Origin of the sequence: Shewanella sp. cp20 (genome assembly GCF_000832025.1) — a bacterium.
In the GTDB taxonomy this organism is placed as follows: Bacteria; Pseudomonadota; Gammaproteobacteria; order Enterobacterales; family Shewanellaceae; genus Shewanella.
Map to the genome: position 1 here is coordinate 151,116 of NZ_JPII01000019.1, position 21,819 is coordinate 172,934.

Sequence of the window (21,819 nt, forward strand, 5' to 3'; positions counted from 1 at the left end):
GGTGACCCTGATTATCGGCACCCTGTTGTTTGGCATGTATCGTCAGCTGATCAACGAGCAGGAGCTGCAGACCAACCAACATCTGGCGGCGGAGAAGGTACGTTATCAGCAGATGGCGCTGACCCTGGACAGACGCAGCTTTGCCACCCAGATCCGCACCGCCGATCCCAAGACGGCGTTGGTGGTGTGGCGTAGCTCCTTGGATCTGGTGGGGGCGCTGAGCCTGATGCCAGATGACATGCCGCTGCTGCCCGAGACGCGAGATTTTCCTATTCTCACCAGCGGGCCGGACAAGTTGCACATTCTTACCGGTGGCCTGGTGATCACCCGTTACGGCCCTGTGCTTATCGCCACCCGAACCGACCAGCTGGCGACCCTGATCGAGCGCTTCGTCAACGCGGCCATCACGGCGCTGATGCTGACCATAGTGCTCACCCTTGCTCTGGGGTACCTGTTTTCCAAGGCGATTCTGCGCCGACTGGTGCAATACAACCGTTTGAGTCGTCGCATCGAGCGTGGCGAGTATTCCACCCGACTGCCAATCAGCTGGCGACAGGATGAATTCGATATGTTGGCGGGCAACTTCAACCAGGTGCTGGATACCCTGGAGGCCAACCTGCATGCGGTGCGTGGCGCCACAGACAATATCGCCCACGATCTCAGGACGCCACTGTCTCACCTGAGGATCGGCCTGGAACAGCTACCGCAAAAGCCGGTCGAGGAGCTGGATGAGGCCAGCGCCATCCTGATAGAGGAGCTGGATCACTGCCTGGCGACCTTCGATGCCATGTTATCTCTCACCCGTATCGAGGAGGGGCAGCAAGATCTCGAGCTACAACCCTTGAGTCTGAACGATTTGTGTCAGGATCTGTTTGAGATGGCCGAGGCGATGGCCGAATCCAACGGCCAGACATTGACCCTGTCGCTGGACGAAGACCATAGCGTGATGGGGGATAAGTACCTCCTGTTCCAGGCGTTGTTTAACCTGGTGGACAACGCGATTAAGTACTCCGGCGAGGGAGCCAAGATAGAGATAGCGCAGCAGGGGAACCGCATATTGATCCGCGATAATGGACCCGGGATCCCTGATGATGCCACCGAGAAGGTATTTGACCGTCTGGTGCGCCTGGATCCCAGCCGTCACAACAAGGGCACGGGGCTCGGACTTTCGCTGGTCAAGGCGATTTTGCAGCGTCATAATGCCCGCATAGAACTCTCCGATAACCAGCCTGGGCTGCAGGTGAGCATACGTTTTTCATAAGGGCGACAATCCATGTATCAGATCATTGCCGATGAGGCAGACTTCCTGGTGATCGATAAGGCACCCGGGGTGCACTTTCATAGCCAGGACGGCAGCGCAGGCGTGATGGCACAGGTCGAACGGGATCTCGACATCAAGCTCTACTCGGTACATCGCTTGGATACCATGACCTCTGGTCTGCTGCTGTTCGCCAAGTCGAGCGAGGCGGCGGCCGGGTTTACCCGTCTCTTCAGCGAGCACAAGGTACAGAAGTACTATGTGGCGCTGGCTAAGGGCAAGCCTAAGAAGAAGCAGGGCAGCATAGTGGGCGACATGGCCAAGTCTCGTCGCAGCATGTATAAGCTGCTGCGCAGCAAGGAAAACCCGGCGATCACTCAGTTTTTCTCGCAATCCGTGGCCGAGGGACTGCGTCTCTATCTGCTCAAGCCGCTCAGTGGTAAGACACATCAGCTTAGGGTAGCGCTGGCCAGCCTTGGGGTGCCGATCCTCGGCGATAGCCTCTATGGTGGTGAGGAGGCCGATCGTGGCTACCTGCACGCCTTCGCGCTGGGGTTCGAATGGCTGGGGCAGGCCTATGCCTATCGGCGCGTGCCTGAGCAGGGCGAGGCATTTGGCCTCGACGGGGTAAAAAACCAGTTGCAAACATGGGGTAAGCCTGAGAAGTTAGATTGGCCAAAACGAAATTGAGTCAATTAAGGAAGCCTGTCTATGGATACCAATAAACTGCTGCTCGTCATCATCGCTATTCTGCTGCCACCGGTTGCCGTCTTCTTGAAGAGTGGTGTCGGTAAGGATCTGCTGATCAACATCATTCTCTGCCTGCTGTTCTTCATTCCAGGCCTGTTACACGCCCTGTGGGTGGTGACCAAATCTTAAGTCTTGTTCGAGGCTAAATCTTGCTCGAGATTAAGCAATGGAGCGCGGCATAGGCTGCGCTTTTTTATGGCTGATTGTTGCCCCTGGCCTGAACAGTGAGTTCATGCCACCTCCCTTTTTCTCCGTATCCCGACCTGCCAGACTCGCTGGGTCTAATTCAAGTGAGTAAAGGAGAGAAGATGAATAAGATCTGGAGCCCGGATACCCTGGCGGCCCCTGCGGCCAACTACCATCAATGTGCGCTGATCCCTGGGCCCTCGCGCTGGCTGAATATTGCCGGACAGCTGGGCATAGACAGGCAGGGCAAGCTTGCCTCCGACACTGAGGGGCAGATAGTGCAGGCGTGGGAGAACTTACGCGCCGTGTTACGGGCCAACGAGATGGATCTTGAAGACTTGGTGTTGGTGCGTATCTACCTTGTCGACAGAGATGATCTGCCAGCCTACCAAGCCGCCAAGGCGCGTCTGGGGTTCGATGTGGGCGGATTGCCAACCACCTTGCTCTTCGTCCAGGGGCTGTTTGACCCACGCTGGCGGGTAGAGATCGAGGCGCAGGCGGCTAAGGCTTTCGAGGGGGATTAGGCCGCTGGCGCCCAATTTAAGCCGAACTGACTTGCATTAAATTTGTACTGTTAACTTTCTGATAACCCAATGGGGCGGCGTTTTAGGCTATAATCGCCGCCATGAACAGAAAGAAGAAAATCAATCAAACACTTAAGGCCAAGGCGAAGAAGGCGAACGCTAAACTTCATCGCACAGGTAAGCCTAAGTATATCGCCAAGCCCGAACGCGAACGACTCGCCGAGGCGGCCGAACCACCCGCTGAACTCGTCTCTTAGGTTAGAGACCTTCCTCAATTTATTTTCATTCGTCCCGTTGGGCGCTTTATTGCCGACACCTTCCTATCTTGAATCTCCTGATGAGATACACATTGGAGTAGTGCCCGGCGTGAGCGACCCAAGAAAGGGCAATGCTTGGGCGGCTTGATATAGCGTGTCCGATGACAAGGCAAGATAGGCCGATATGGCTATCGCCTAAATAAGGAGAACCATGAATACTGTTTATACCGTTGGAGAGCTGGAGTCGTTTCTGGTGGCGATTTTAGTGCTCTTTATTGGCCATTCGGTTAATCGTCACGTGGCAGCGTTTCGTAAATATAATATTCCCGAACCTATAGTGGGTGGTCTGTTGGTGGCGGCGGTGATCACCGTGCTGCATTCCTACAACATTTCGTTGGAGTTTTCCCTGTCGATGCAGAATACCCTGATGATGATGTTCTTCAGTAGCGTGGGACTGGCGGCCAGTTATAAATTATTGATGAAGGGTGGCACCAAGGTGTTCCTGTTTCTGGCTATCGCCTCGCTCTACATCATAATTCAGAATGCCGTGGGGGTCAGTATCGCCACCGCCCTGGGGCTGGAACCGCTGATGGGACTGATCGCCGGTTCGATCACCCTGTCGGGTGGTCACGGCACAGGTGCGGCCTGGGCGCAGACCTTCTCCGAGCAGTATGGTATCAACACCCTGGAGCTGGCGATGGCGGCGGCAACCTTCGGCCTGGTGATGGGCGGTATCATAGGTGGCCCAGTAGCGCAGCGCCTGATCAACAAGAATGGTCTCGTCTCCGCTTACGGTGTCGGTGGCAATCACCACAAGGACCATCCGGATCTGGTGACCTATGACCAGCTCGAAGAAGACAGGGTGACGGCCAAGAGTATCCTTGAGGTGCTCTTTATTCTCTTGCTGTGTGTGGCCGGTGCCAAGTGGTTTGGCTCCCTGGTGGACTATCTGGATATCGGCTGGTTGAAGATGCCTGAGTTCGTCTATGCGCTCTTCTTCGGTGTGGTGATCACCAACATCACAGAGGTCTCGCGTGGCTTTAAGATCAACCGCGAGAGTGTCGACGTCTTGGGGACAGTTTCCCTGGCGCTCTTCCTGGCCATGGCGCTGATGAATCTTAAGTTGTGGGAGATCTTCGATCTGGCGGTGCCGCTGCTCATTATCTTGTTGGTGCAGACCGCCGTGCTGGCGCTGTTTGCCTATTGGATCACCTTCAAGCTGATGGGTGCCAACTATGACGCCGCCGTTATGGCCGGTGGTCACTGTGGATTTGGCTTGGGTGCCACGCCGACGGCTGTGATGAACATGGGGGCCCTGGTGTCACGCACGGGTCCATCGCCTCAGGCCTTCATGGTGGTGCCCATTGTCGGTGCCTTCTTCATCGACATAGTCAACGCCATCATATTGCAGGGCTATCTCAGCTTTATCGGCTAGCCTTACTCGCTAAGTATTAAAAAAGCACCCTAGGGTGCTTTTTTGCTATTGGCCCTCAGCCTGAGGATGATCCCGGCGATATAGGGTCCAATGTTCTATCTGCTCGCCACTGGGCAGGGTGCAGATGCCGCTCTCGAGGTCGAGCGTGCCGTCTAAGGATTCGCAGTAGACGGCGGCTGGGTTCGCCATAGACAGTGGTTTGGACTCTGTCGAGTCTTGCGCCTTGTCCACCTGCGTCTGACAAGCCGCTAAGCCAAGGGTGAAAAGCAGCGCCGCTATGGTGTGAGATATCTTCATGTCATTTTCCTATTCTCTGATTAGCGATTAACCCTTTATAACGTTGCCGCGTCGAAAAAGGGTTAAGCGCGAAGATCAATGTAGGGCCGGAATAAAGTAGAGGCTGTTGGCATACACCTTCTGCGAGCCAAGCCAGATATTTCTAAACAAGAGGTTGTCCGCCAGGGCCACCAGGGCGCCCTTGCCGTGTCGTTCGACGAGAATGGCGGGGGTCTGGCTCAGGCTGCGCTGATACTCCTCGGCCAGGAAACCGTCTAGCAGGGGCTCGTCGGCGTAGGTGGCGGCCGTGACGAAAGGCGGCTGGTTCTTGCTCAGGCCAAACGCCTTGTTCTTCAGCACAGGCAGGCGATTGCCACCTAGGCCGAAGGTGATGGGGTGGCTGGTGTCCAGATTCAGTGCCAGTACGGCGCCGCCGATCGCCTGGCGTGCATCCAGCTTGCCCTTATCGCCGAAGGCGAGGCCATCGGTGGCAAACAGCTGGCTGAAATAACGTTTCTCTCTGATATCGCTCTTGAGCAGGTTGCCCTTGGATAGCCATTGCAGCGCGCCTTTCTGGGCGACGATGACGCCGCCCTCTATGGCGAATTGTCCCAGTTTGCGGGCGTATTTCTCTTCCAGGTTGGCATAGCTGCCGTCCATGAGGAACACATGGGTGTATGGCGTCAGATCTATGCTGGGCAGACGGCTGACATCTACCTGAGTCAGGGGGGCACCGATAAGGTTGTCCATGAAATACCAGAGCTCACCCACTTCGGTCGACGAGGTGCCGTAGCCGGTCACCACTAGCGCCTTGATGGGGGCAATATCGTGAAAATCCGGGCTGCCGAGGTCTATGCCTGAGCTGGCCAGTCCGCTATCCACGCCCACTAGCTGCACCCTATGTTGCTTAGCCAGCGCTGCGAGCCTTTCGGTCAGGGCATCCGGCGCTAAGGCGGCCTGTGCCATTGGGATCTGCAGGGTGCCAGCCGCCATGCTGAGGGGCTGGCCATCGACCATCAGGCTGAAGGGCTTGGCGGCAAATTTGACCCGAACCCCCTCGCCGAGCAGGGCCTGCAGCAGGGGAGCGGCATTCTGCTGTCGCCAATCGACCAATGCCGCGACATTGTTCTTACTCAGTTTGCCTAGCGATCTGGCTTGCGGCTCGGTCAGCAGATCGTCGACATTCAGATTGACGTTGCGGGCCATCTGCAGATTGTAGGAGAAGGCCAGGTTCCAGCTGGAGACGTCGTAGAAGGTGGCGTCATCGAACTCGGTGCGCAGATCGAACATGGCCAGCAGCAGCGTCTTCTGCGGCTGATTGATGGGCACGAACAGGCTGTCGTCCTGGCCGTACTGATGTCTGCCCTGCTGCATCCTGTCCTTGAGATAGAAGAAGTCTATCCCGTGGCGGTGCAGCAGCTGGGCGAGGTCGTCGCGTCTGGCAGGATCGCCCGGTGCACCGAGCAGGAAGCCAGCCTCACGACCTGAGGGCGGGTGTTTGTCTTTACGCTGGTAGAAGCGGCGTTGGTATTGCTTCAGCTCATCGGCCAGTGCCAGGGAACCCTTGAGGCTGGAGAGGGAGGTGGCTATCTGGTTGTCTATGGCCTGGCTGAAACGCAGCAGGCCATTCTTTGAATCCTGCTGCTGTCCGCGCACGCTGGCCTGTTCAAACAGTATGCCTACGGCGCCGTTAATGTCCGGGTAAGTCGAGCCTTTACCATAGTAGAAATCGTCAAACATCTGCTTGGTAAAATAGCGCTGTTTGCCCTCGTCTAATGCCTTGGCATGGAAGCTGGCGAGTTTTTGGGTGATCGCCTGATTCTCCTTGGGGGTCAGCGGATGGGTGCGTGTCGGTACCCCAGGCTGGAAGAAGAAGGTCTGATCGTGGCCCATCTCGTGGAAGTCGCCCAGGTAGTGAGGCTGCCACTTGTGGAACAGGGCGATACGGCCCTGAGACTCGGGATGGCGCAGGAACAGCCAGTCACGATTAAGGTCGGCAAAATAGTGGTTACGTCTGCCGGCGGGCCAGTTCTGTCTGTGCTCGTTGTGATTCTCGTCGCTCACCTTTACCTTGCCGGTATAGTTGTTGGTCCAGGTAGAGAAACGATCTAGGCCATCTGGATTCTGAGACGGGGTGATCAACACCACGGCCTTATCCAGTAACTCCTGCACCCAAGGTTCCTGGCTTTGGCTGAGGCGATAGCTGATCTCGAGCGCAGCATGGGCGCCGCTGGCTTCGTCACCATGGATCGAATAGGCCAGCCAGATGATCAGCGGGCCATCGGGGGCCTTACCCGCTTTCACTTGCTGACGCCCTTGGATGATCTGTGCCAACTTGGCCTGATTGGCGGCCGAGGTGATCACCGCCGTGAGTTGTTGTCTGGCTTCGTGGCTCTGCCCTGTGGATTCCAGGCTGACTCTGGGACTATTTTGGGCGAGCTGCTTGAGATAAAAATTGATCTGATCATGGCGCAGATGCCACTGGCCAAGAGGATAACCGAGGAACTCGCTGGGTGACGCCAGGCTGCTGTTTGTCTGGTAGGCGGACGAGACTGAGATCACGCTTTGGGCATTTGTCGCAAAGCTCGCGAGCAGGGGAACGATAGAAAGCAGCAAAAGGCAGAGTCGCAGCATGGTAATGCTCTTTATTATTGTATATAAAGGCTAAATTAACAGTTAGACCAGTGAGTTTCCAGCTTACGGCCTGACTTTAGCCATACTGCCAAGGCAAAAATCTCACGACTATTAGACAAAGGGGCTACAAAGCTGGTGATAGTCGGAGTATCATAGTCTTAATTCTTACTAAAACACTCGGGTTTATCCTGACGGAGCATGTCTTAATGATCACCATTTCCGATGCAGCTCAGGCGCATTTTGTTAAGCTACTCGCTGACCAGCCTGAAGGAACTCATATTCGCGTTTTTGTTATCAGCCCAGGTACCCCTTCGGCTGAGTGTGGCGTGTCTTATTGTCCGCCGGATGCCGTAGAGGCAGACGACATCGAACTCGAATTTAATGGTTTTCATGCCATGGTGGATGAGAAGAGTGCACCTTTCCTCGAAGACGCTTCGATCGATTTCGTTACCGATCAACTCGGTTCGCAGCTGACCCTGAAGGCACCTAATGCCAAGATGCGTAAGGTTGATGCCGATGCGCCGCTGAAAGAGCGTATCGAGTATGTGATCCAGTCTGAAATCAACCCTCAGCTGGCCAGCCACGGCGGTAACATCATGCTGGTGGATATTGACGAAGCCGGTATCGCTATCCTGCAATTTGGCGGTGGCTGTAACGGTTGCTCCATGGTCGACGTGACCCTGAAAGATGGCATCGAGAAGCAGCTACTGGATATGTTCCCTGGCGAGCTGACCGGGGTTCGTGATGTCACCGAACACCAACACGGTGAGCACTCTTATCAGTAAAGAGTAAGCAGGAACACAACGGGATGACTTAGGTCATCCCGTTTTCGTTAGGGCCTTGCTCAATCGATAGCGGTAATCCAAAGCCAGGCTGAGGCTACGGGTGAGCATAAATAGGCTCATGGCAGCCCACAGGGCATGGTTGCCATAGTCCTGCAGCAGCGCCCAGGTGGGGAAGAACACCCCGAAGGTGGCGAGTATCATGGTGTTGCGCATGGCCTTGCCCTGGGCAGCGCCGATATAGACGCCGTCAAACAGGTAGGAGCCGAAGGCGAGTAGCGGCAGGGCAACGACCCAGGTTAGATAGGCCTGAGCCTCCTGGCGCACCTTAGGTATGTTGGTCAGAAGATGGATTATCTGTTCGCCCCACAGGGCAAAAAATAGCGTAAACAGCAGGGCAAAGATGGCCGACCATAGCCCGGCGAGGGTGACGCTTTGGGTCAGGCGCATGCCGTTGTGCTCACCCACGGCGCGGCCCACCTCGGCCTCAGCATAATAGGCGATACCATCCAAGGCGTAGGAGATGAGCAGCAGTAGGTTGAGCAGCACGGCGTTGGCGGCCACCGTATTGTCGCCCAGGTTAGCTCCCTGAAAGGTCATGAAGGCGAAGGCGAGTTGCAGGCAGAGGCTGCGCACAAAGATATTCAGGTTGAGGCGCACCAATCTCTGGTAGCAGTTGAGCGACAGGCCGCGGCACAGCGGCAAAAACGCGAAGTCGCCTTCCTGTTTGATGGTGCGCAGCACCATGCTGGTAGCCACGGCAAAACCTGTCATGTCGGCCAGTACAGAGGCCAAGGCCGCACCTTCGACACCCCAGCCTAGCCCCATTACAAACAGGAGGTCCAGTAGTATGTTGACGATGTTGGCGGCGATGAGCTGCCACATGGCGGCCTTAGGTTGCTGGCGGCCCAGTAGCCAACCTAGCAGGGCCAGGTTGACCAGGGCGAATGGGGTAGACCAGATGCGGATGTTAAAATAGGCCTGGCTGTAATACTGTACCTGCTCGCTGGCATCGGAGAGCGCCATGGCCGTGTCTATGATGGGTTGCTGCAGAAGCAGTACCAAGAGGGCGAGTAGCAGTGCCAGGCTGGTCGACTGAATCAGCAGACGGTATTGGGTCTGCATCTCTTTGGCGCCGAAGGCTTGCGCTACCAGGCCCGTTGTCGACATGCGCAGAAAGCCCAGAATCCATAAAATCAGGGTGATCACCGTTGACCCAACGGCGACTCCCCCTAAATAATAGGCGTTACTCAGGTGTCCCACGACGGCAGTATCGACCAGCCCCAGCAGGGGAACCGTAATGTTAGACAGAATCATGGGGACGGCGAGCGCGAACAGCTGGCTATTTTTCTGTTTATTTAACAATAAGTTTAGTGGCGACATAGACTCTCAGAGGTTACTCAATATGTTTAGAAGCGTGATAGCAGCGCTATTGGCCTGTCTCAGTTATTCGGCTCAGGCGGTGGTGATTCTACAATATCATCATGTATCCGAGGATACCCCTAAGGTGACCAGCGTGACACCCGCTCAGTTCAGAGAGCAGATGAGCTACCTGAGGGAGAACGGTTTCAAGGTCAAGGCCTTGTCCCAGGTGGTCGAGGCGATAAAGCAGGGACGGGACCTGCCCGACAAGACGGTGGCCATCACCTTCGACGATGGTTATCAGAATATTGCCGATACCGCCCATCCTATCTTGAAGGAGTTCGGCTATCCCTACACCATCTTTATCTCCATCGATCCCATAGTGCGCAAGCATAAGAATGTGATGAACTGGGCGACCCTGAAACGCCTCAGCGATGACGGGGTGACGCTGGCCAATCACAGCTGGGGCCATGAGCATCTGATCCGACGCCTGCACGGTGAGGATGAGCAGGCCTGGTTGGCTAGGATTAAAGACAATCTACTCGCCACCGAGGCAGAGATACAAGCAAAAACCGGCCAGAGCGTGAAGATGTTAGCCTATCCCTATGGCGAATATAATACGGCCATAGAGACCTTAATGGAAAGCTTAGGTTTCGTGGGTTTTGGCCAGCAGTCGGGCGCCGCTGGAGGCTACTCGTCGCTTACCGCCTTACCACGCTTTCCGGTGGCGGGTGCCTATGCGGATCTTACCTCACTCAAGGCCAAGCTCTATAGCCTGAACATGCCCGTGCTAGCGATCACGCCGCGTAATACGCAGCTCGAGCAGGGGCAGTGGCGACCCGAGATGCAGGTGACCCTGGATATGACAGATATCCTTGCTAGGCAGGTGATGTGCTTCGTCCAGGGGCAAGGCGCCATGAAGCCGACCTGGTCGAGTGAGGATACCTTTAGTATTCGCGCGCTGATGGATCTGCCGCCGGGTCGTTCGCGTTATAACTGCACCGCGCCAAGCAAGGTGAGTGGTCGTTACTACTGGTTCTCCCAGGCCTGGGTTAGGCCGAAAAACGATGGTACCTGGATACAGGAGTAACGAGTGCTAGGAGATCTCCGCCGTCTTGCTGCTGTTGAGTAGCTGCATCAGCCGGGTGGGGATCTTATCCAGATGTAATATCTCCTTATGGGCATTGAGCTCGGCGGCTGCACCCGGCATGCCCCAGACCACTGAGCTGGCCTCATCTTGTATTATGGTGTGACTGCCGGCGGCCTTGAGTCGTTCCAGCCCCAGGGCGCCATCTCTTCCCATGCCAGTCAGCAGTATGCCTATGGTGTCGGCGCCATAGCACTCGGCGATACTGTTGAACAATACATCCACGGCGGGCTTATGGCGATTGACCGGATCTGAGTCCAGCAGCTTGGTATAGAGCCTGGTGCCACGCTTCTCTACCGCTAGGTGGGCATCCCCCGGCGCCAGATAGGCGGTACCGCTCTCTATCAGCTCTCCCCCCTTGGCCTCGATCACCTTCATCGCCGAATGGGTATCCAGTCGCTTGGCGAAAGAGAGGCTAAAGGCGGCGGGAATATGCTGGGTAATGACTATGGGGGGCGTATTCGCCGGCAGTGGAGTGATCACCCGTTGGATCGCCTCGGTACCGCCGGTGGAGGCGCCGATGGCGATCAACTTGTCCCCTGAGTTTTCAAACTTATTACTTGTGGTTACCCGAGCAACCGGACGGTTGAGCGGCTTAACATGGCTGACGGCGGCGGTGCGCACCTTGTCGATCAGCTCATCGGTATAATCCAGCAGGGTGTTGGTGAGATCCGACTTAGGTTTAGAGATGAAGTCTACCGCTCCTAAGGCCAAGGCCTCCAGGGTGACCTCGGCGCCCTTGTGGGTCAGGGTTGAGACCATGACGACCGGCATGGGCCTGAGCTTCATCAGGTTGCGCAAGAAGGCGATGCCATCCATCTTGGGCATCTCAATATCTAGGGTCAGCACATCTGGGTTGAACTGCTTGATCAGGCTCCTGGCCTCGTAGGGATCTTCGGCTGAGGCGACCACCTTGATATCCGGCGCCTGTGAGAGCATATGGGTAAGCAGCTGCCTGACCAGAGGTGAGTCATCTATGATCAATGCTTTTATCATCTGGCGCCATCCTCTCGCGTCATCTGTGTCATGCTCTGGCACCGAGTCGTTGCCGCACCAGGGCGGCATGTTGAGGTTGGTATATGGTTTGACCGATCAGTTTGAAATCGCTGGAGATATTATGCAGCGTCTCCGAATGGCCGATAAACAGGTGGCCATCTTCGGCGAGCAGTTGTCGAAACTGGCGGATGATCTTCACCTTGGTCTGGATATCGAAGTAGATGAGCACATTGCGACAGAAGATGAGATCGAAGGGGCCGTGCATGGGCCACTCGCCCAGTAGGTTCAACTGTTTGAAGTGGATCAGTCGCTTGAGCGAGTCGCAAAGCCTGACCTCATCGGCATTAGGTCCTGGTTCGACATACTGGTTTAGCAACGCCTTGGGTAGGTTAGCCATGGCCTCCTGGCTGTAGATGCCGGCCTTGGCCCTGTCCAGCACGTTGGTGTCGAGATCCGTGGCGAGTATCTTCAGATCCCAGCTGGCCGGCGGAAAGTGTTTCGCCAGAGTCATGGCGATGCTGTAAGCCTCTTCGCCGGTAGAGCAGGCCGATGACCAGATGCGCAGGCGACGGTTTCGTCTCTGTTGCCACTGAGGCACCAGGTGCCGCTCGAGATAGTCGAAGTGGTGTGCCTCGCGAAAGAAGGAGGTGAGGTTAGTGGTCAGGGCGTTGATGAAGTTGATCAGTTCGCCGCCATCGTCCGTTAATCTTTGGCAATACTGATTGAAGTTATTCAACTTGAGCGCACGCAGGCGTCTGCTGAGGCGCGAGTAGACCATGTGCTGCTTCCTGTCTGGCAACACTATGCCCGATTCGCGATAGGCAAGCTGTCGAATAAATTCGAAGTCTTGCTGCGCCATCGGAAATTCCTTTTCGTTGCTCTGTTCCAATTGTTTCCCCTAGCCTGATCTCGGCTCCTGGCGATCGATTCGACTCAATGGGGGCGCCTTCCCCTGGCGCCCATAGACCTTATACCAATCGTAATCAATAACTGATCGCTTACTTACTGTGATTGGTATTAAAACTCATTCCACTCCTCGTTGCTGATATTCAGGGGGCCATGGCTGTCGCCGGTACCAGTGAGAGCGGCGCCGAGGTCATGCCCGAATGTACCGGGGTCTGGGACTGGAAGAAGCCGAGCTGGGCTTTCATGTTGCGTGCCTGCTCCGCCATGGCATCGCCGGCGGCCGATACCTGTTCGACCAGGGCGGCATTTTGCTGCGTCATCTCATCCATCTGGGAGATCGCCTTGTTGACCTCCTGGATGCCCGCCGATTGCTGATCTGAGGCTATGCTGATCTGGCTTATCATGTCGGCCACCTTAGTGACGGCCTGCACTATATCTTCCAGGGTCTCGCCAGACTGATTAACCAGCTGGGTGCCGTCGGTTACCTTGGTCACGCTGTCGCGGATCAGCTCCTTGATCTCCTTGGCGGCGCCGGCGCTGCGTTGGGCTAGGTTACGCACCTCGCCAGCCACCACGGCAAAGCCGCGTCCCTGCTCGCCTGCTCTGGCGGCTTCGACGGCGGCATTGAGGGCTAGCAGATTGGTCTGGAAGGCGATCTCATCGATCACCCCTATGATGTCGGCGATGCGCTTGCTCGACTCGTTGATCGCCTCCATGGCGGTCACGGCCTGGTCGACCACCTTGCCACCATGGGCGGCTTTAGTGTTGGCCTCCTGGGCCAGTTGGTTGGCGACCGTCGCGTTTTGCGCACTCTGGGTAACTGTCGCCGTCATCTCCTCCATGCTGGAGGCGGTCTCTTCGAGGGAGGCGGCCTGCTCCTCGGTGCGCTGACTCAAATCGGCGTTACCTTGGGCTATCTCCTCCGCCCCCGAGGTGACGGTATTGGCCGACTGGTTGATGCCGTCGAGCACCTCGGTCAACTTGGAGGCGGTGGCATTGGCATCGGCCTGTAGCTTACCAAACTGGCCTTGATATTCGCCCTGGATCTGACGATTGAGATCCCCCTTGGCCAGGCCATCGAACATATTGACCACATCGCCGATCACCTGATCGGCGATGCCGACCAGACGATTGAGACCGTTAGAGAGGTTGAGGAAGAAGCCCTCTTTATCCTGGGTGCCGACCCTCAGGGAGAGATCGCCCTTGCTGGCGGCGCTGATGATGGAGTCTATCTCATGCTCTATGGCTACTTCGGCGGTTCTGTCGGACCACTCCACAACCGTGCCTATGCTGGTGCCGTTAGGGTCGCGGATGGGATTGGCAACCACCTGGAAGGTGCGTCCGCCCACCTTGAGTTGGCTGGTGTAGGTGTTGGTCAGCGTCTTGAGTAGGTTGCGCTGGTGGCTGGGATTCTTGTGGAAGTTGTCTATGTTGACGCCGATGAGGTTGCCGGCATCGAAGTTCGGCAGATCCTTGGCGATATCGTTCTGCGCCTGCTTGAACATCTGGCTGACGGCCTTGTTCATGTAGATGATATTCAGATCGGCGTCGGCCACCATGGTATTGGAGGAGACATTGTCCAGCGCCTGCTTGATGCGGGCGTTTTCGGCGGCCAGCTGACGTTCTGTAGCCTCCTTGGCCAGCTGCTCGGTCACATCCTGCCATTCGACCACTGTGCCCGTGCGCACACCGTTCTCAAACACAGGGGTGGCAATCAGGGTAAAGTCGAGTCCGGCGACCTGAATGCTGGTGTCATAGCTGCCGGTGAGCCTGTCGAGCATCTTACGTTGATGGGCCGGGTTCTGGTGGAAGAGATCGATATTGCTGCCGATCAGGCTATCTGTGTTGAACTTGGTCAGTGTCTGTTGCAGCGTCTGCTCATTGTCTTTAAGCATTTGGGTAACAGAGTCGTTGAGGTAGATGATGTTGTAATCGGCATCCGCCACCATGACGTTGGCACGGCAGACATCTAATGCCTGTTTGATGCGGCTGTTCTCCTGAGCCAGCTTGTTTTCTGCGTCGGCCTTGGCCAGTGCCTCAGTCTTATCCTGCCATTCGACGACGGTCGCGATGCGCTGATGCTCATCGTCAAACACGGGGGAGGCGATCAGCGAGAAGATGCGACTGCCCACTTTAATCTGCGCCGAGTGAGGTCGCTTCAAGCTGGCTATGATGTTCTGCTGATGGCTGGGTTGCTGGTGGAAGGTGTCCATGTTGGTGCCAATCAGCGTGTCGACGCTGAAGCTGGTAATGGCCTGCTGTATGTCTGACTCGGCCTGCTCCAGGGTGTGGCGTAGCGACTGGTTAAGGAAGTTAATATTGCCTTGCGGGTCGGCTAACATCACGTTGGCCTGACAGATCTCCAGCGCCCTCAGCTGCGCCTGGCTGGCTTGATTGGCATGCCATTGCTGGGTAAGACTGTGGCTGATCTCCGACCAATGAGGATAGTCGAAGGCGGAAAAGCTGGGGGGATTCTTGCCATTGATTGCCTGGCGGATCTCGTCGAAGGCTTGTCGCAGATTGTGTTGCACCTGTCCCTGCTGTTGAATACCCAGGGCGATGACGGCGATGGCTATCACCTGAGCTATGCCAACCCAGAGCGAGGGCTGCTGGGTGAAGGCTAATAGGGCTGCGACGGCGGCGATAAGCAGTCCAATGATTGGCAGATTGTTTGCGTTGCCAGTCTTGCTGTTCATTGCATCCATTCTCTGTTCCTCTCTTGCCGGTTTAGGCGCTGACAGCCTGTGTCGATGCAGCGTCGATAGTATTGATGATGTTTGACAGTTGGGCGGCCTCGGGCAACACCTCGCTGCTTAGTAGGGTGTCGATATCCAAAAGGATGACCATCTTGTCCGCCAGGTTGGCGAGTCCCTTGATGAAGGTGAGATCTGTCTCTTCGCCAAAGTCGGGAGCATCGCGAAGATCCTTGTGATTGACGCTGAAGACATCGGAGACGGCATCGACCACTATGCCAATCACCTTGTGTTCGTCGCCGACGCAGACCTTGATGACGATCACCACAGTCGTGGGGCCATAGTCTAGGCTGGCGATACCGAATCTCTGCCGCAGATCTATGATGGGCACTATGGTGCCGCGCAGGTTGATCACCCCTTTGACATGGCCCGGGGAGTTGGGAATGACGGTCGTGGGCTCCCAGCCTCGTATCTCCTGTACCGAGAGAATGTCGACGCCATACTCCTCATCGGCCATGATGAAAGTTAGATACTGGTCGCTGGCATCGTCTTTGGCGGTGAGTGTGATGCCTGCTTCATCTGCCTGTGTCATGGATGAATCTCCCTTTTCATTTGGTTCCCTATCATTTGGCTCCCTAGGCGGCGTGCTCTTGGGTGCTGTTGATACCCGCGAGGCCGACTAATCCGGCAATATCTATGATCAAGGCAACCGTGCCGTCGCCGAGTATGGTGGCCCCCGAGATGCCGGGCACCTTGCTGTAGTTGTCTTCTAGGCTCTTGATCACCACTTGCTGCTGAGACAGAAGCTCGTCGACCAGGAGCCCGACCTTGTCGTTGTTGGCATCGACCACCATCACCAGGCCATCTTTAATCTGTTTGGCGTCGGCCTCATGATTGAAGGCCTCGTAGACCTTGAGTACAGGCAGATATTCGTCCCGTAGACGAACCACCTCATGCTCTTCACTCAGGCGGTTGATGTGGGCCGTGGGTACCTCGAGTGACTCATGGATCGCGACTAGGGGAACGACATAGGTGTGTCTGCCTATGCGGACCAACTGGCCGTCGAGGATCGCCAGGGTGAGCGGCAGGCGTATGGTAAAGCGGCTGCCCTTATCCTGGGTGGATTTCAGCTCTATGGTGCCGTTGAGTTCGTGGATGTTTCTCAGCACCACATCCATGCCGACGCCTCGTCCTGAGAGGTCGGAGACTGTCTCTGCGGTAGAGAAGCCGGGTTTAAAGATAAGCTGGTGAATGGCCTCTTCGCTGAGCTCTTCATCGCTGCCTACCAGCCCCTTGGCCCGTGCCTTGTCGAGGATCTTTTGGGTATTCAGGCCGGCGCCGTCATCGATGATCTCTATGATGATGTTGCCGCCCTGATGGAAGGCATTCAGTGTGAGAGTGCCTGTCTCGGGCTTATCCTTCTGGCGGCGCACCTCTGGAGTCTCGAGGCCGTGGTCGAGGGAGTTTCTCACCAGGTGCACCATAGGGTCGACGATCTTCTCCATTACCGTCTTGTCCAGCTCGGTATCTTCCCCTTTGAGGATCAACTCCACCTTTTTACCCAGTTGCTGACCTATGTCCCGCACCAGACGGGGGAAGCGGTTAAAGGCAAAGCTGATGGGCAGCATGCGGATCTGCATGACGCTCTCCTGCAGATCCCGGGTGTGGCTGGCCAGCTGCTCCAGTCCCTGCTTCATGGTGATGAAGGATTCAGGTGTCATCTCCTCCTGCTGACCAATCTGGCCGAGCATGGCCTGGGTGATCACCAGTTCACCCACCATGTTGATCAGCAGATCTATCTTCTCGATGCTGACACGAATCGAACCCGCATCTTGGTTCTTATTGCTCACCACGCTGGGTTTTACCGGGTTGGCAGCCTTGTTTGGCGTATCGGTTTGGCTAACCGGTTCTGATGGGGCTTCAGCCTCGGCTGGCGGTGTTTCATTTTCTTGCGTATGCGCCTGATAGTCGATTTCACATTCATCCTCGACCCACTCGAAGGCTTCCTTGAGACGGGATAGAGGCTGGTCAGTGGTGAGGGTGAGCGACCAGGCGAGATAGCAGGCCTCGGGGTCATACTGAGTGAAGTCGGGGATCTCCTGGGGGACAAGCTCGACCCTAAGCTTGCCACACAGGTTGAGCTCGTTGAACATCAACAGGGGATCGTTACCGTACCTGAGTATGTCCGTCCCCGCCTTGAAGGTGATCTGCCAGGTGGTTAGCTCTGGCGTCTCGGGTTCGTTTGGTGTTTGCTCCGGCGATTGAGCCTGATTGAGCTCGGCGGCAAATTTCTGCTCAAGTTCGCTGAGCATAGGGTCGTCGAAGGTCTGTTGGTGCATCACGGCATCGAGCATGTTGCGCAGCAGATCGACCGACAGCAGCAAGATGTCCTGATGATGACTGGTCATCTCGCGGCGACCGTCACGGATCTCGTCGAGTAATGTTTCCAGCAGGTGGGTGTAGTTAGCAACCTGAGTAAAGCCGAAGGTCGCGCTGCCGCCCTTGATGGAGTGGGCGGCGCGAAAGATGGTGTTGATCGCCTCTGGATCCGGTGCGGCGATATCTAATTTCAGCAGCTCTGATTCCATGCTTTCCAAGCCTTCGAGACTTTCTTCGAAGAAGACTTGGCTGAATTGACTCAGATCGATTTCCATATCTCACCATCCAATCAAATTAACGTAATACTTTGTTGACCGTGGCAAGCAACTGGTCGGGATTAAAGGGTTTGACTATCCAACCGGTGGCACCGGCCGATCGTCCCTCCTGCTTCTTGTCGCTGCCCGACTCGGTGGTGAGCATCAGTAGAGGGGTAAACTTGTAGTTGGGTAGGGTGCGCAGGTTACGGATCAGGGTGATACCGTCCATCACTGGCATGTTGACGTCTGAGATCACTAAGTCATAGTCCTGGCTCTTGGCCTGGGTCAGCGCCTCGTCACCGTTGCAGGCCTCGGTAACCTCGAATCCAGCCGTCTTAAGGGTAAAGCCCACCATCTGGCGCATGGAGGCAGAATCATCCACTGCGAGTATTTTCTTCATTCTTGAATTGTCTCCTGAGCAAGCGCAAAGATCTGTGCCGCGTCGAGCCCCAACTCGGCCAAGGTATGCCCGACCTCTTCGGTGGGAGGTGTCCATTCGATGGCGTGGTGGTGCGTTTGGCAATAGTGATGCAAAAAGTAGAGCAGCTGGGCACCTGAGGTATCGACCCGGGTCAACTGGCTGGCGTCGATACTCAAGGTATCAGACGCGGTGAGCTGTTCGGCAATATCATGGTGGACCTGCTGGATGTTACGAATCGTCAGCTCAGACGCCAAGCGAATCGGACTCTGGGTCATCGGGGGGCTCCTCTACAATCCCTGTCATTAAGACTCCACTAGGATCAAAAGATAGACGGTAAATAAGAGGCTTGCCTGAAAAATAACAGTTTTTTAACTAAGTCGGCTCCCGTGTGGGAGCCGACAGTGAAGGATTTTGTTACTCACCATAGTGGGTCGCCAGGGCGATCACATCGTGAATGAGGTGCTTGTTGCGGATTTGAGGTAGCTGACGAGGATCTAGGCTGGTGGGCTTAACCGTCGCCATTCGGGTGCCGTCGGGAGAGATGAGCACCATGGAGGCGCTATGATCCACCTGATAATTTTCGCCTTCGCCCACCATGGTATAGACGAAGCCCAGCTCCCGGGTCAGCGGGAGCAACTGGCTATGGGGCGCCGTGACGGCGACGAAGTTAGGATTAAAGAAGTTGATGTAATCTTTGAGCCTAGCCTGGGTATCCCGTGCAGGGTCGACCGACAGAAACACCACCTGCAGATCCACCACACCTTCCAGCTGTTGATAGGCCGCCGCCAGCTTACCAAGCGTGGTGGGGCACACATCCGGGCAGGAGGTATAGCCCACAAAGAACAGGCTCCACTTGTGTTTAAGCTGGTCGTTGGTAAAGGCCTTGCCGTTCTGATCGGTTAGCTCGAAGGGGGACAAGGGTCGTTGCTGGGGATAGCGATAGCTGGTGAGCAACTCGGGCGGCGTGGGCTTAGCTGTGTAGTTAACCGCCGCGATCGCCCCCAGGCCGCTGAAGATGAGTAAGGTAATGATGACCAGTATTGGCTTCATCGTTAGCTCCAGAGATAGTGGTCGACCAAGAGCAGCAAGAAGAGCAGCATCAGGTGGTAGATGGAGAAGCGAAACACTTGCATCGCCAGTCCCGGCTGGTCTCTATACTTGAGCTGCCAGGCCTTATAGATAAAGCCGCAGCTTAATAGAGTTGACCCCACCAGATAGAGGGGACCACACATGCCAACGAGCACAGGGTAGAGACAGGCCAGCGCCAATAAAACCGTGTAGAGCAGGATGCAGGTCTTGGTAAATTCGACGCCGTGAGTCACTGGCAGCATGGGCACATCGACCTTGGCATACTCGGCGCGTCTGTGGATCGCCAGCGCCCAGAAATGGGGCGGCGTCCAGGCGAAGATGATGATCACTAACAGCAGCGCATGGCCGTGAAACTCGCCGGTTATCGCCGTCCAACCCAGCAGCGGTGGCATGGCTCCGGCCAGGCCGCCGACGACGATATTCTGTGGCGTGGCACGCTTGAGATAGGCGGTATAGATCACCGCGTAGCCTATGAGGCTGGCGAAGGTGAGCCAGGCGGTGAGCGGGTTGACGGCCCAGTAGAGCAGCATAAAGCCGAGAATCGCCATACCGGTCGCAAAGGTCAGTGCCTTGGTGATGGAGACGCGGCCCTTGGGTAGCGGACGATTATAGGTTCGGGCCATCAGGCCATCGATGCGGCGGTCGATCAGATGGTTATAGGCCGCGGCCGCCCCCGCCATCATGCCTATGCCAATTAGACCGGCGATTAAGGGTTGAACCGGTACGGCGCCGGGTACCGCCAGGCACATGCCGACCAATACGGTCAACAGCATCAGGGCGACTACCCTTGGCTTGGTCATCTCCAGATAGGCGCGCCAGGGGAGAGGGGTAACGGCATGCTTGGTGATTGTCATAGGTTTGGCCATGGCGATGCCTCCTTATGCCTTACGCCACAGGGCGTAGTTGATGAAAACCAGGGTGAGTAACAAGAGTGCGGCGCCCGCGTTATGGGATACGGCAACTCCCAAGGGGAGGTGCAGCACAACATTGCTGATGCCAAGTGCTATCTGTAGGCACAACAAGCCTAGTAGCACCCAGGCACTGCGTCTGAGCAGCTGAGAGTGAGACAGTTTGATCATGCGGTAGACCAGCCAAAGCAGGGCTGTCGCCGTAATGATGGCACCGAATCTGTGCGCCACATGGATGGTCATGCGGGAGGAGTAGTCGAGTATGCCAAACTCATAGCTGCCTTCCGTCTTATGTAGGGGATAAAAGGCATGCAGTGGGTCGAGATTGCTTACCCAGTCCCCTTCGCAGATGGGCAGTGTGGTGCAGGCCAGCGCCGCATAGTTAGATGAGGTCCAGCCGCCCAGGATGATCTGCAGCACGAGTAAGCCGAGGCAGAAGAGTGCGTAGGGGGCGAGTTTTCTCAGTCTGGGCTCGCCGCCGGGTAGTCGCAGTGGCTTGGTTCTAAGGTAGAGCAGCCATAGCAGGGAGATCAGGGTGAAACCGCCGATCAGGTGCGACATCACCACCACGGGCATGAGTTTCATTGTGACCGTCCACATCCCCAGCGCCGCCTGGAACAGGATTAATAGGGCGATAAAGCTGGGGAGCTTCTTAGGGGCGTCGGGCTGCCTGAAACTGATGAAGAGGATGAAGGCGACCAGTAGGCCTAAGGTGCCGGCAATATACCTGTGGATCATCTCCAGCCAGGCTTTCTCTGGTTCTACCGTATGTTCGGGAAAGCTGTCCTGGGCCTTGGCCAGTTCGTGGCTCTGGGTGGGCACCTTGATCATGCCGTAGCAGCCTGGCCAGTCGGGACAGCCTAGGCCGGCGTCCGAGAGTCGGGTGTAGGCCCCCATCAAGATCACGCACAGGGTAAAGACTAAGGTGAGTTTCAGTACGGATGTCATCTGCATTAGCCGACCCTCGACAGTTTAAGCATCTTTCTTAAGTCGGCGATCAACGCCTTGCCGAGCATCAGCTGGGCCTGTTCATCTTCAACCTGGGGGTAGCGCATCACCAGCGAACCCAGCGGATCCACTATGATGATCTCCTCCTGGGTCAGCATCTGGCTGACCGCCTCGGTGGCCTGGGCCGTGGTGAAGTCGAACTCACTCTCCTGCAGCGCCATGAGATCGCTGTCAGCTTGCAATAATATAATGGGATTGACCCTGTGCTGGTCTCGCCCCAGGGCGATCTGGCTCTGATGCAGTATGTAGAGTCGGTTCATACAGGCCTGATCGCATTGTGCCGGAAGTAGGTAGATCATCTGCCAGTGTTTGGGCATGGGATTGGTCATGGCTAGGCGGGCATAGTTGGTGTCGGACGGCAGAAGCTCCCCCTTGTTGGTGGCGCCGCCATGATAGAGGTTCAGACTCAGCACCAGTTTTGCTACCGCCACGGGCAAGACAAAGACCAGCAGTAAGATAATTAGGGGTTTTGCGCCTCGGCTCTTTGGGGATCTCATCTTAATCCTCTGGTTGATTATTTTATGGGTTAGCGCGCGCCAGACACCGAAAAA

General features: G+C 56.2%; 22 protein-coding genes. 8 read left to right on the forward strand and 14 right to left on the reverse strand.

Features of this window, described 5'->3' with window-relative positions; translation table 11 throughout:
- Window position 1: 1 nt before the first annotated feature.
- The 6 genes from DB48_RS07600 (at window position 2) to gltS (ending at window position 4,410) form a co-directional block, all read left to right on the forward strand.
- A complete protein-coding gene (locus DB48_RS07600) occupies window positions 2–1,261 on the forward strand; it encodes a sensor histidine kinase (RefSeq protein WP_041509738.1) in 1,260 nt (419 codons plus the stop codon).
- 12 nt (window positions 1,262–1,273) lie between these two features.
- Entirely contained in the window at window positions 1,274–1,948 is a 675-nt protein-coding gene (locus tag DB48_RS07605) for a TIGR01621 family pseudouridine synthase (RefSeq protein WP_041509684.1), read from the forward strand.
- 21 nt (window positions 1,949–1,969) lie between these two features.
- Window positions 1,970–2,137 carry a YqaE/Pmp3 family membrane protein gene (locus DB48_RS19865; protein ID WP_011863909.1) on the forward strand — a complete coding sequence of 56 codons (168 nt, stop codon included), beginning with the start codon at window positions 1,970–1,972 and terminating at the stop codon, window positions 2,135–2,137.
- A 179-nt stretch (window positions 2,138–2,316) separates the two neighbouring features.
- A complete protein-coding gene (locus DB48_RS07615) occupies window positions 2,317–2,718 on the forward strand; it encodes a RidA family protein (protein WP_041509685.1) in 402 nt (133 codons plus the stop codon).
- Window positions 2,719–2,819: 101 nt separating this feature from the next.
- A complete protein-coding gene (locus tag DB48_RS19870; RefSeq protein WP_082035606.1) occupies window positions 2,820–2,975 on the forward strand; it encodes a DUF2986 domain-containing protein in 156 nt (51 codons plus the stop codon).
- A 211-nt stretch (window positions 2,976–3,186) separates the two neighbouring features.
- Entirely contained in the window at window positions 3,187–4,410 is a 1,224-nt protein-coding gene (gene gltS / locus DB48_RS07620; protein WP_041509686.1) for a sodium/glutamate symporter, read from the forward strand.
- 45 nt (window positions 4,411–4,455) lie between these two features.
- Here the strand turns inward: gltS and DB48_RS07625 are convergent, their stop codons facing one another.
- Together DB48_RS07625 and DB48_RS07630 are read right to left on the reverse strand one after the other, a co-directional pair.
- Window positions 4,456–4,707: a putative hemolysin gene (locus DB48_RS07625; protein WP_041509687.1), complete on the reverse strand. Its 252-nt coding sequence runs from the start codon at window positions 4,705–4,707 to the stop codon at window positions 4,456–4,458.
- Window positions 4,708–4,782: 75 nt separating this feature from the next.
- Window positions 4,783–7,320 (reverse strand): M14 family zinc carboxypeptidase, encoded by a 2,538-nt coding sequence (locus DB48_RS07630; RefSeq protein ID WP_052813708.1) that lies wholly within the window; start codon window positions 7,318–7,320, stop codon window positions 4,783–4,785.
- Between the two features lie 206 nt (window positions 7,321–7,526).
- Between DB48_RS07630 and nfuA the strand changes: the two genes are divergently transcribed.
- Window positions 7,527–8,105: a Fe-S biogenesis protein NfuA gene (nfuA, locus tag DB48_RS07635; protein ID WP_011863915.1), complete on the forward strand. Its 579-nt coding sequence runs from the start codon at window positions 7,527–7,529 to the stop codon at window positions 8,103–8,105.
- 33 nt (window positions 8,106–8,138) lie between these two features.
- Here nfuA and DB48_RS07640 read toward each other — a convergent pair whose 3' ends face one another.
- Window positions 8,139–9,485, reverse strand: coding sequence for an MATE family efflux transporter (locus tag DB48_RS07640; RefSeq protein WP_041509688.1), 1,347 nt, complete (start codon window positions 9,483–9,485; stop codon window positions 8,139–8,141).
- Window positions 9,486–9,507: 22 nt separating this feature from the next.
- On the opposite strand from DB48_RS07640, the gene DB48_RS07645 reads away from it, so the two are divergent.
- Window positions 9,508–10,554 (forward strand): polysaccharide deacetylase family protein, encoded by a 1,047-nt coding sequence (locus DB48_RS07645; protein WP_041509689.1) that lies wholly within the window; start codon window positions 9,508–9,510, stop codon window positions 10,552–10,554.
- Window positions 10,555–10,560: 6 nt separating this feature from the next.
- Here the strand turns inward: DB48_RS07645 and DB48_RS07650 are convergent, their stop codons facing one another.
- The 11 genes from DB48_RS07650 to DB48_RS07700 all read right to left on the reverse strand — a co-directional run bounded on the left by DB48_RS07650 (window position 10,561) and on the right by DB48_RS07700 (window position 21,765).
- Window positions 10,561–11,607 (reverse strand): protein-glutamate methylesterase/protein-glutamine glutaminase, encoded by a 1,047-nt coding sequence (locus tag DB48_RS07650; protein WP_041509690.1) that lies wholly within the window; start codon window positions 11,605–11,607, stop codon window positions 10,561–10,563.
- Window positions 11,608–11,635: 28 nt separating this feature from the next.
- Window positions 11,636–12,466 carry a CheR family methyltransferase gene (locus tag DB48_RS07655; RefSeq protein ID WP_052813709.1) on the reverse strand — a complete coding sequence of 277 codons (831 nt, stop codon included), beginning with the start codon at window positions 12,464–12,466 and terminating at the stop codon, window positions 11,636–11,638.
- 190 nt (window positions 12,467–12,656) lie between these two features.
- On the reverse strand, window positions 12,657–15,218 hold the full coding sequence (locus tag DB48_RS07660; protein ID WP_235375361.1) for a methyl-accepting chemotaxis protein: 2,562 nt from the start codon (window positions 15,216–15,218) through the stop codon (window positions 12,657–12,659).
- A 22-nt stretch (window positions 15,219–15,240) separates the two neighbouring features.
- Entirely contained in the window at window positions 15,241–15,798 is a 558-nt protein-coding gene (locus DB48_RS07665; protein ID WP_041509692.1) for a chemotaxis protein CheW, read from the reverse strand.
- A gap of 43 nt (window positions 15,799–15,841) precedes the next feature.
- The gene (locus DB48_RS07670) at window positions 15,842–17,860 is read right to left on the reverse strand and encodes a chemotaxis protein CheA (protein ID WP_041509693.1); all 2,019 of its coding nucleotides are present in this window, start codon (window positions 17,858–17,860) and stop codon (window positions 15,842–15,844) included.
- Between the two features lie 19 nt (window positions 17,861–17,879).
- Complete coding sequence (locus DB48_RS07675) at window positions 17,880–18,242, reverse strand: response regulator (protein ID WP_041509694.1); 363 nt, start codon at window positions 18,240–18,242, stop codon at window positions 17,880–17,882.
- The gene (locus tag DB48_RS07680) at window positions 18,239–18,538 is read right to left on the reverse strand and encodes an STAS domain-containing protein (RefSeq protein WP_041509695.1); all 300 of its coding nucleotides are present in this window, start codon (window positions 18,536–18,538) and stop codon (window positions 18,239–18,241) included. The genes DB48_RS07675 and DB48_RS07680 overlap by 4 nt, the downstream gene beginning before the upstream one ends.
- Before the next feature lie 139 nt (window positions 18,539–18,677).
- Window positions 18,678–19,313, reverse strand: a complete 636-nt coding sequence (locus DB48_RS07685) for an SCO family protein (protein WP_041509696.1) — start codon at window positions 19,311–19,313, stop codon at window positions 18,678–18,680.
- Between the two features lie 2 nt (window positions 19,314–19,315).
- Window positions 19,316–20,218: a heme o synthase gene (cyoE, locus tag DB48_RS07690; RefSeq protein WP_041509697.1), complete on the reverse strand. Its 903-nt coding sequence runs from the start codon at window positions 20,216–20,218 to the stop codon at window positions 19,316–19,318.
- 12 nt (window positions 20,219–20,230) lie between these two features.
- Window positions 20,231–21,214: a COX15/CtaA family protein gene (locus DB48_RS07695; protein ID WP_041509698.1), complete on the reverse strand. Its 984-nt coding sequence runs from the start codon at window positions 21,212–21,214 to the stop codon at window positions 20,231–20,233.
- A complete protein-coding gene (locus DB48_RS07700; protein WP_041509699.1) occupies window positions 21,214–21,765 on the reverse strand; it encodes a hypothetical protein in 552 nt (183 codons plus the stop codon). The genes DB48_RS07695 and DB48_RS07700 overlap by 1 nt, the downstream gene beginning before the upstream one ends.
- Window positions 21,766–21,819 lie beyond the last annotated feature (54 nt).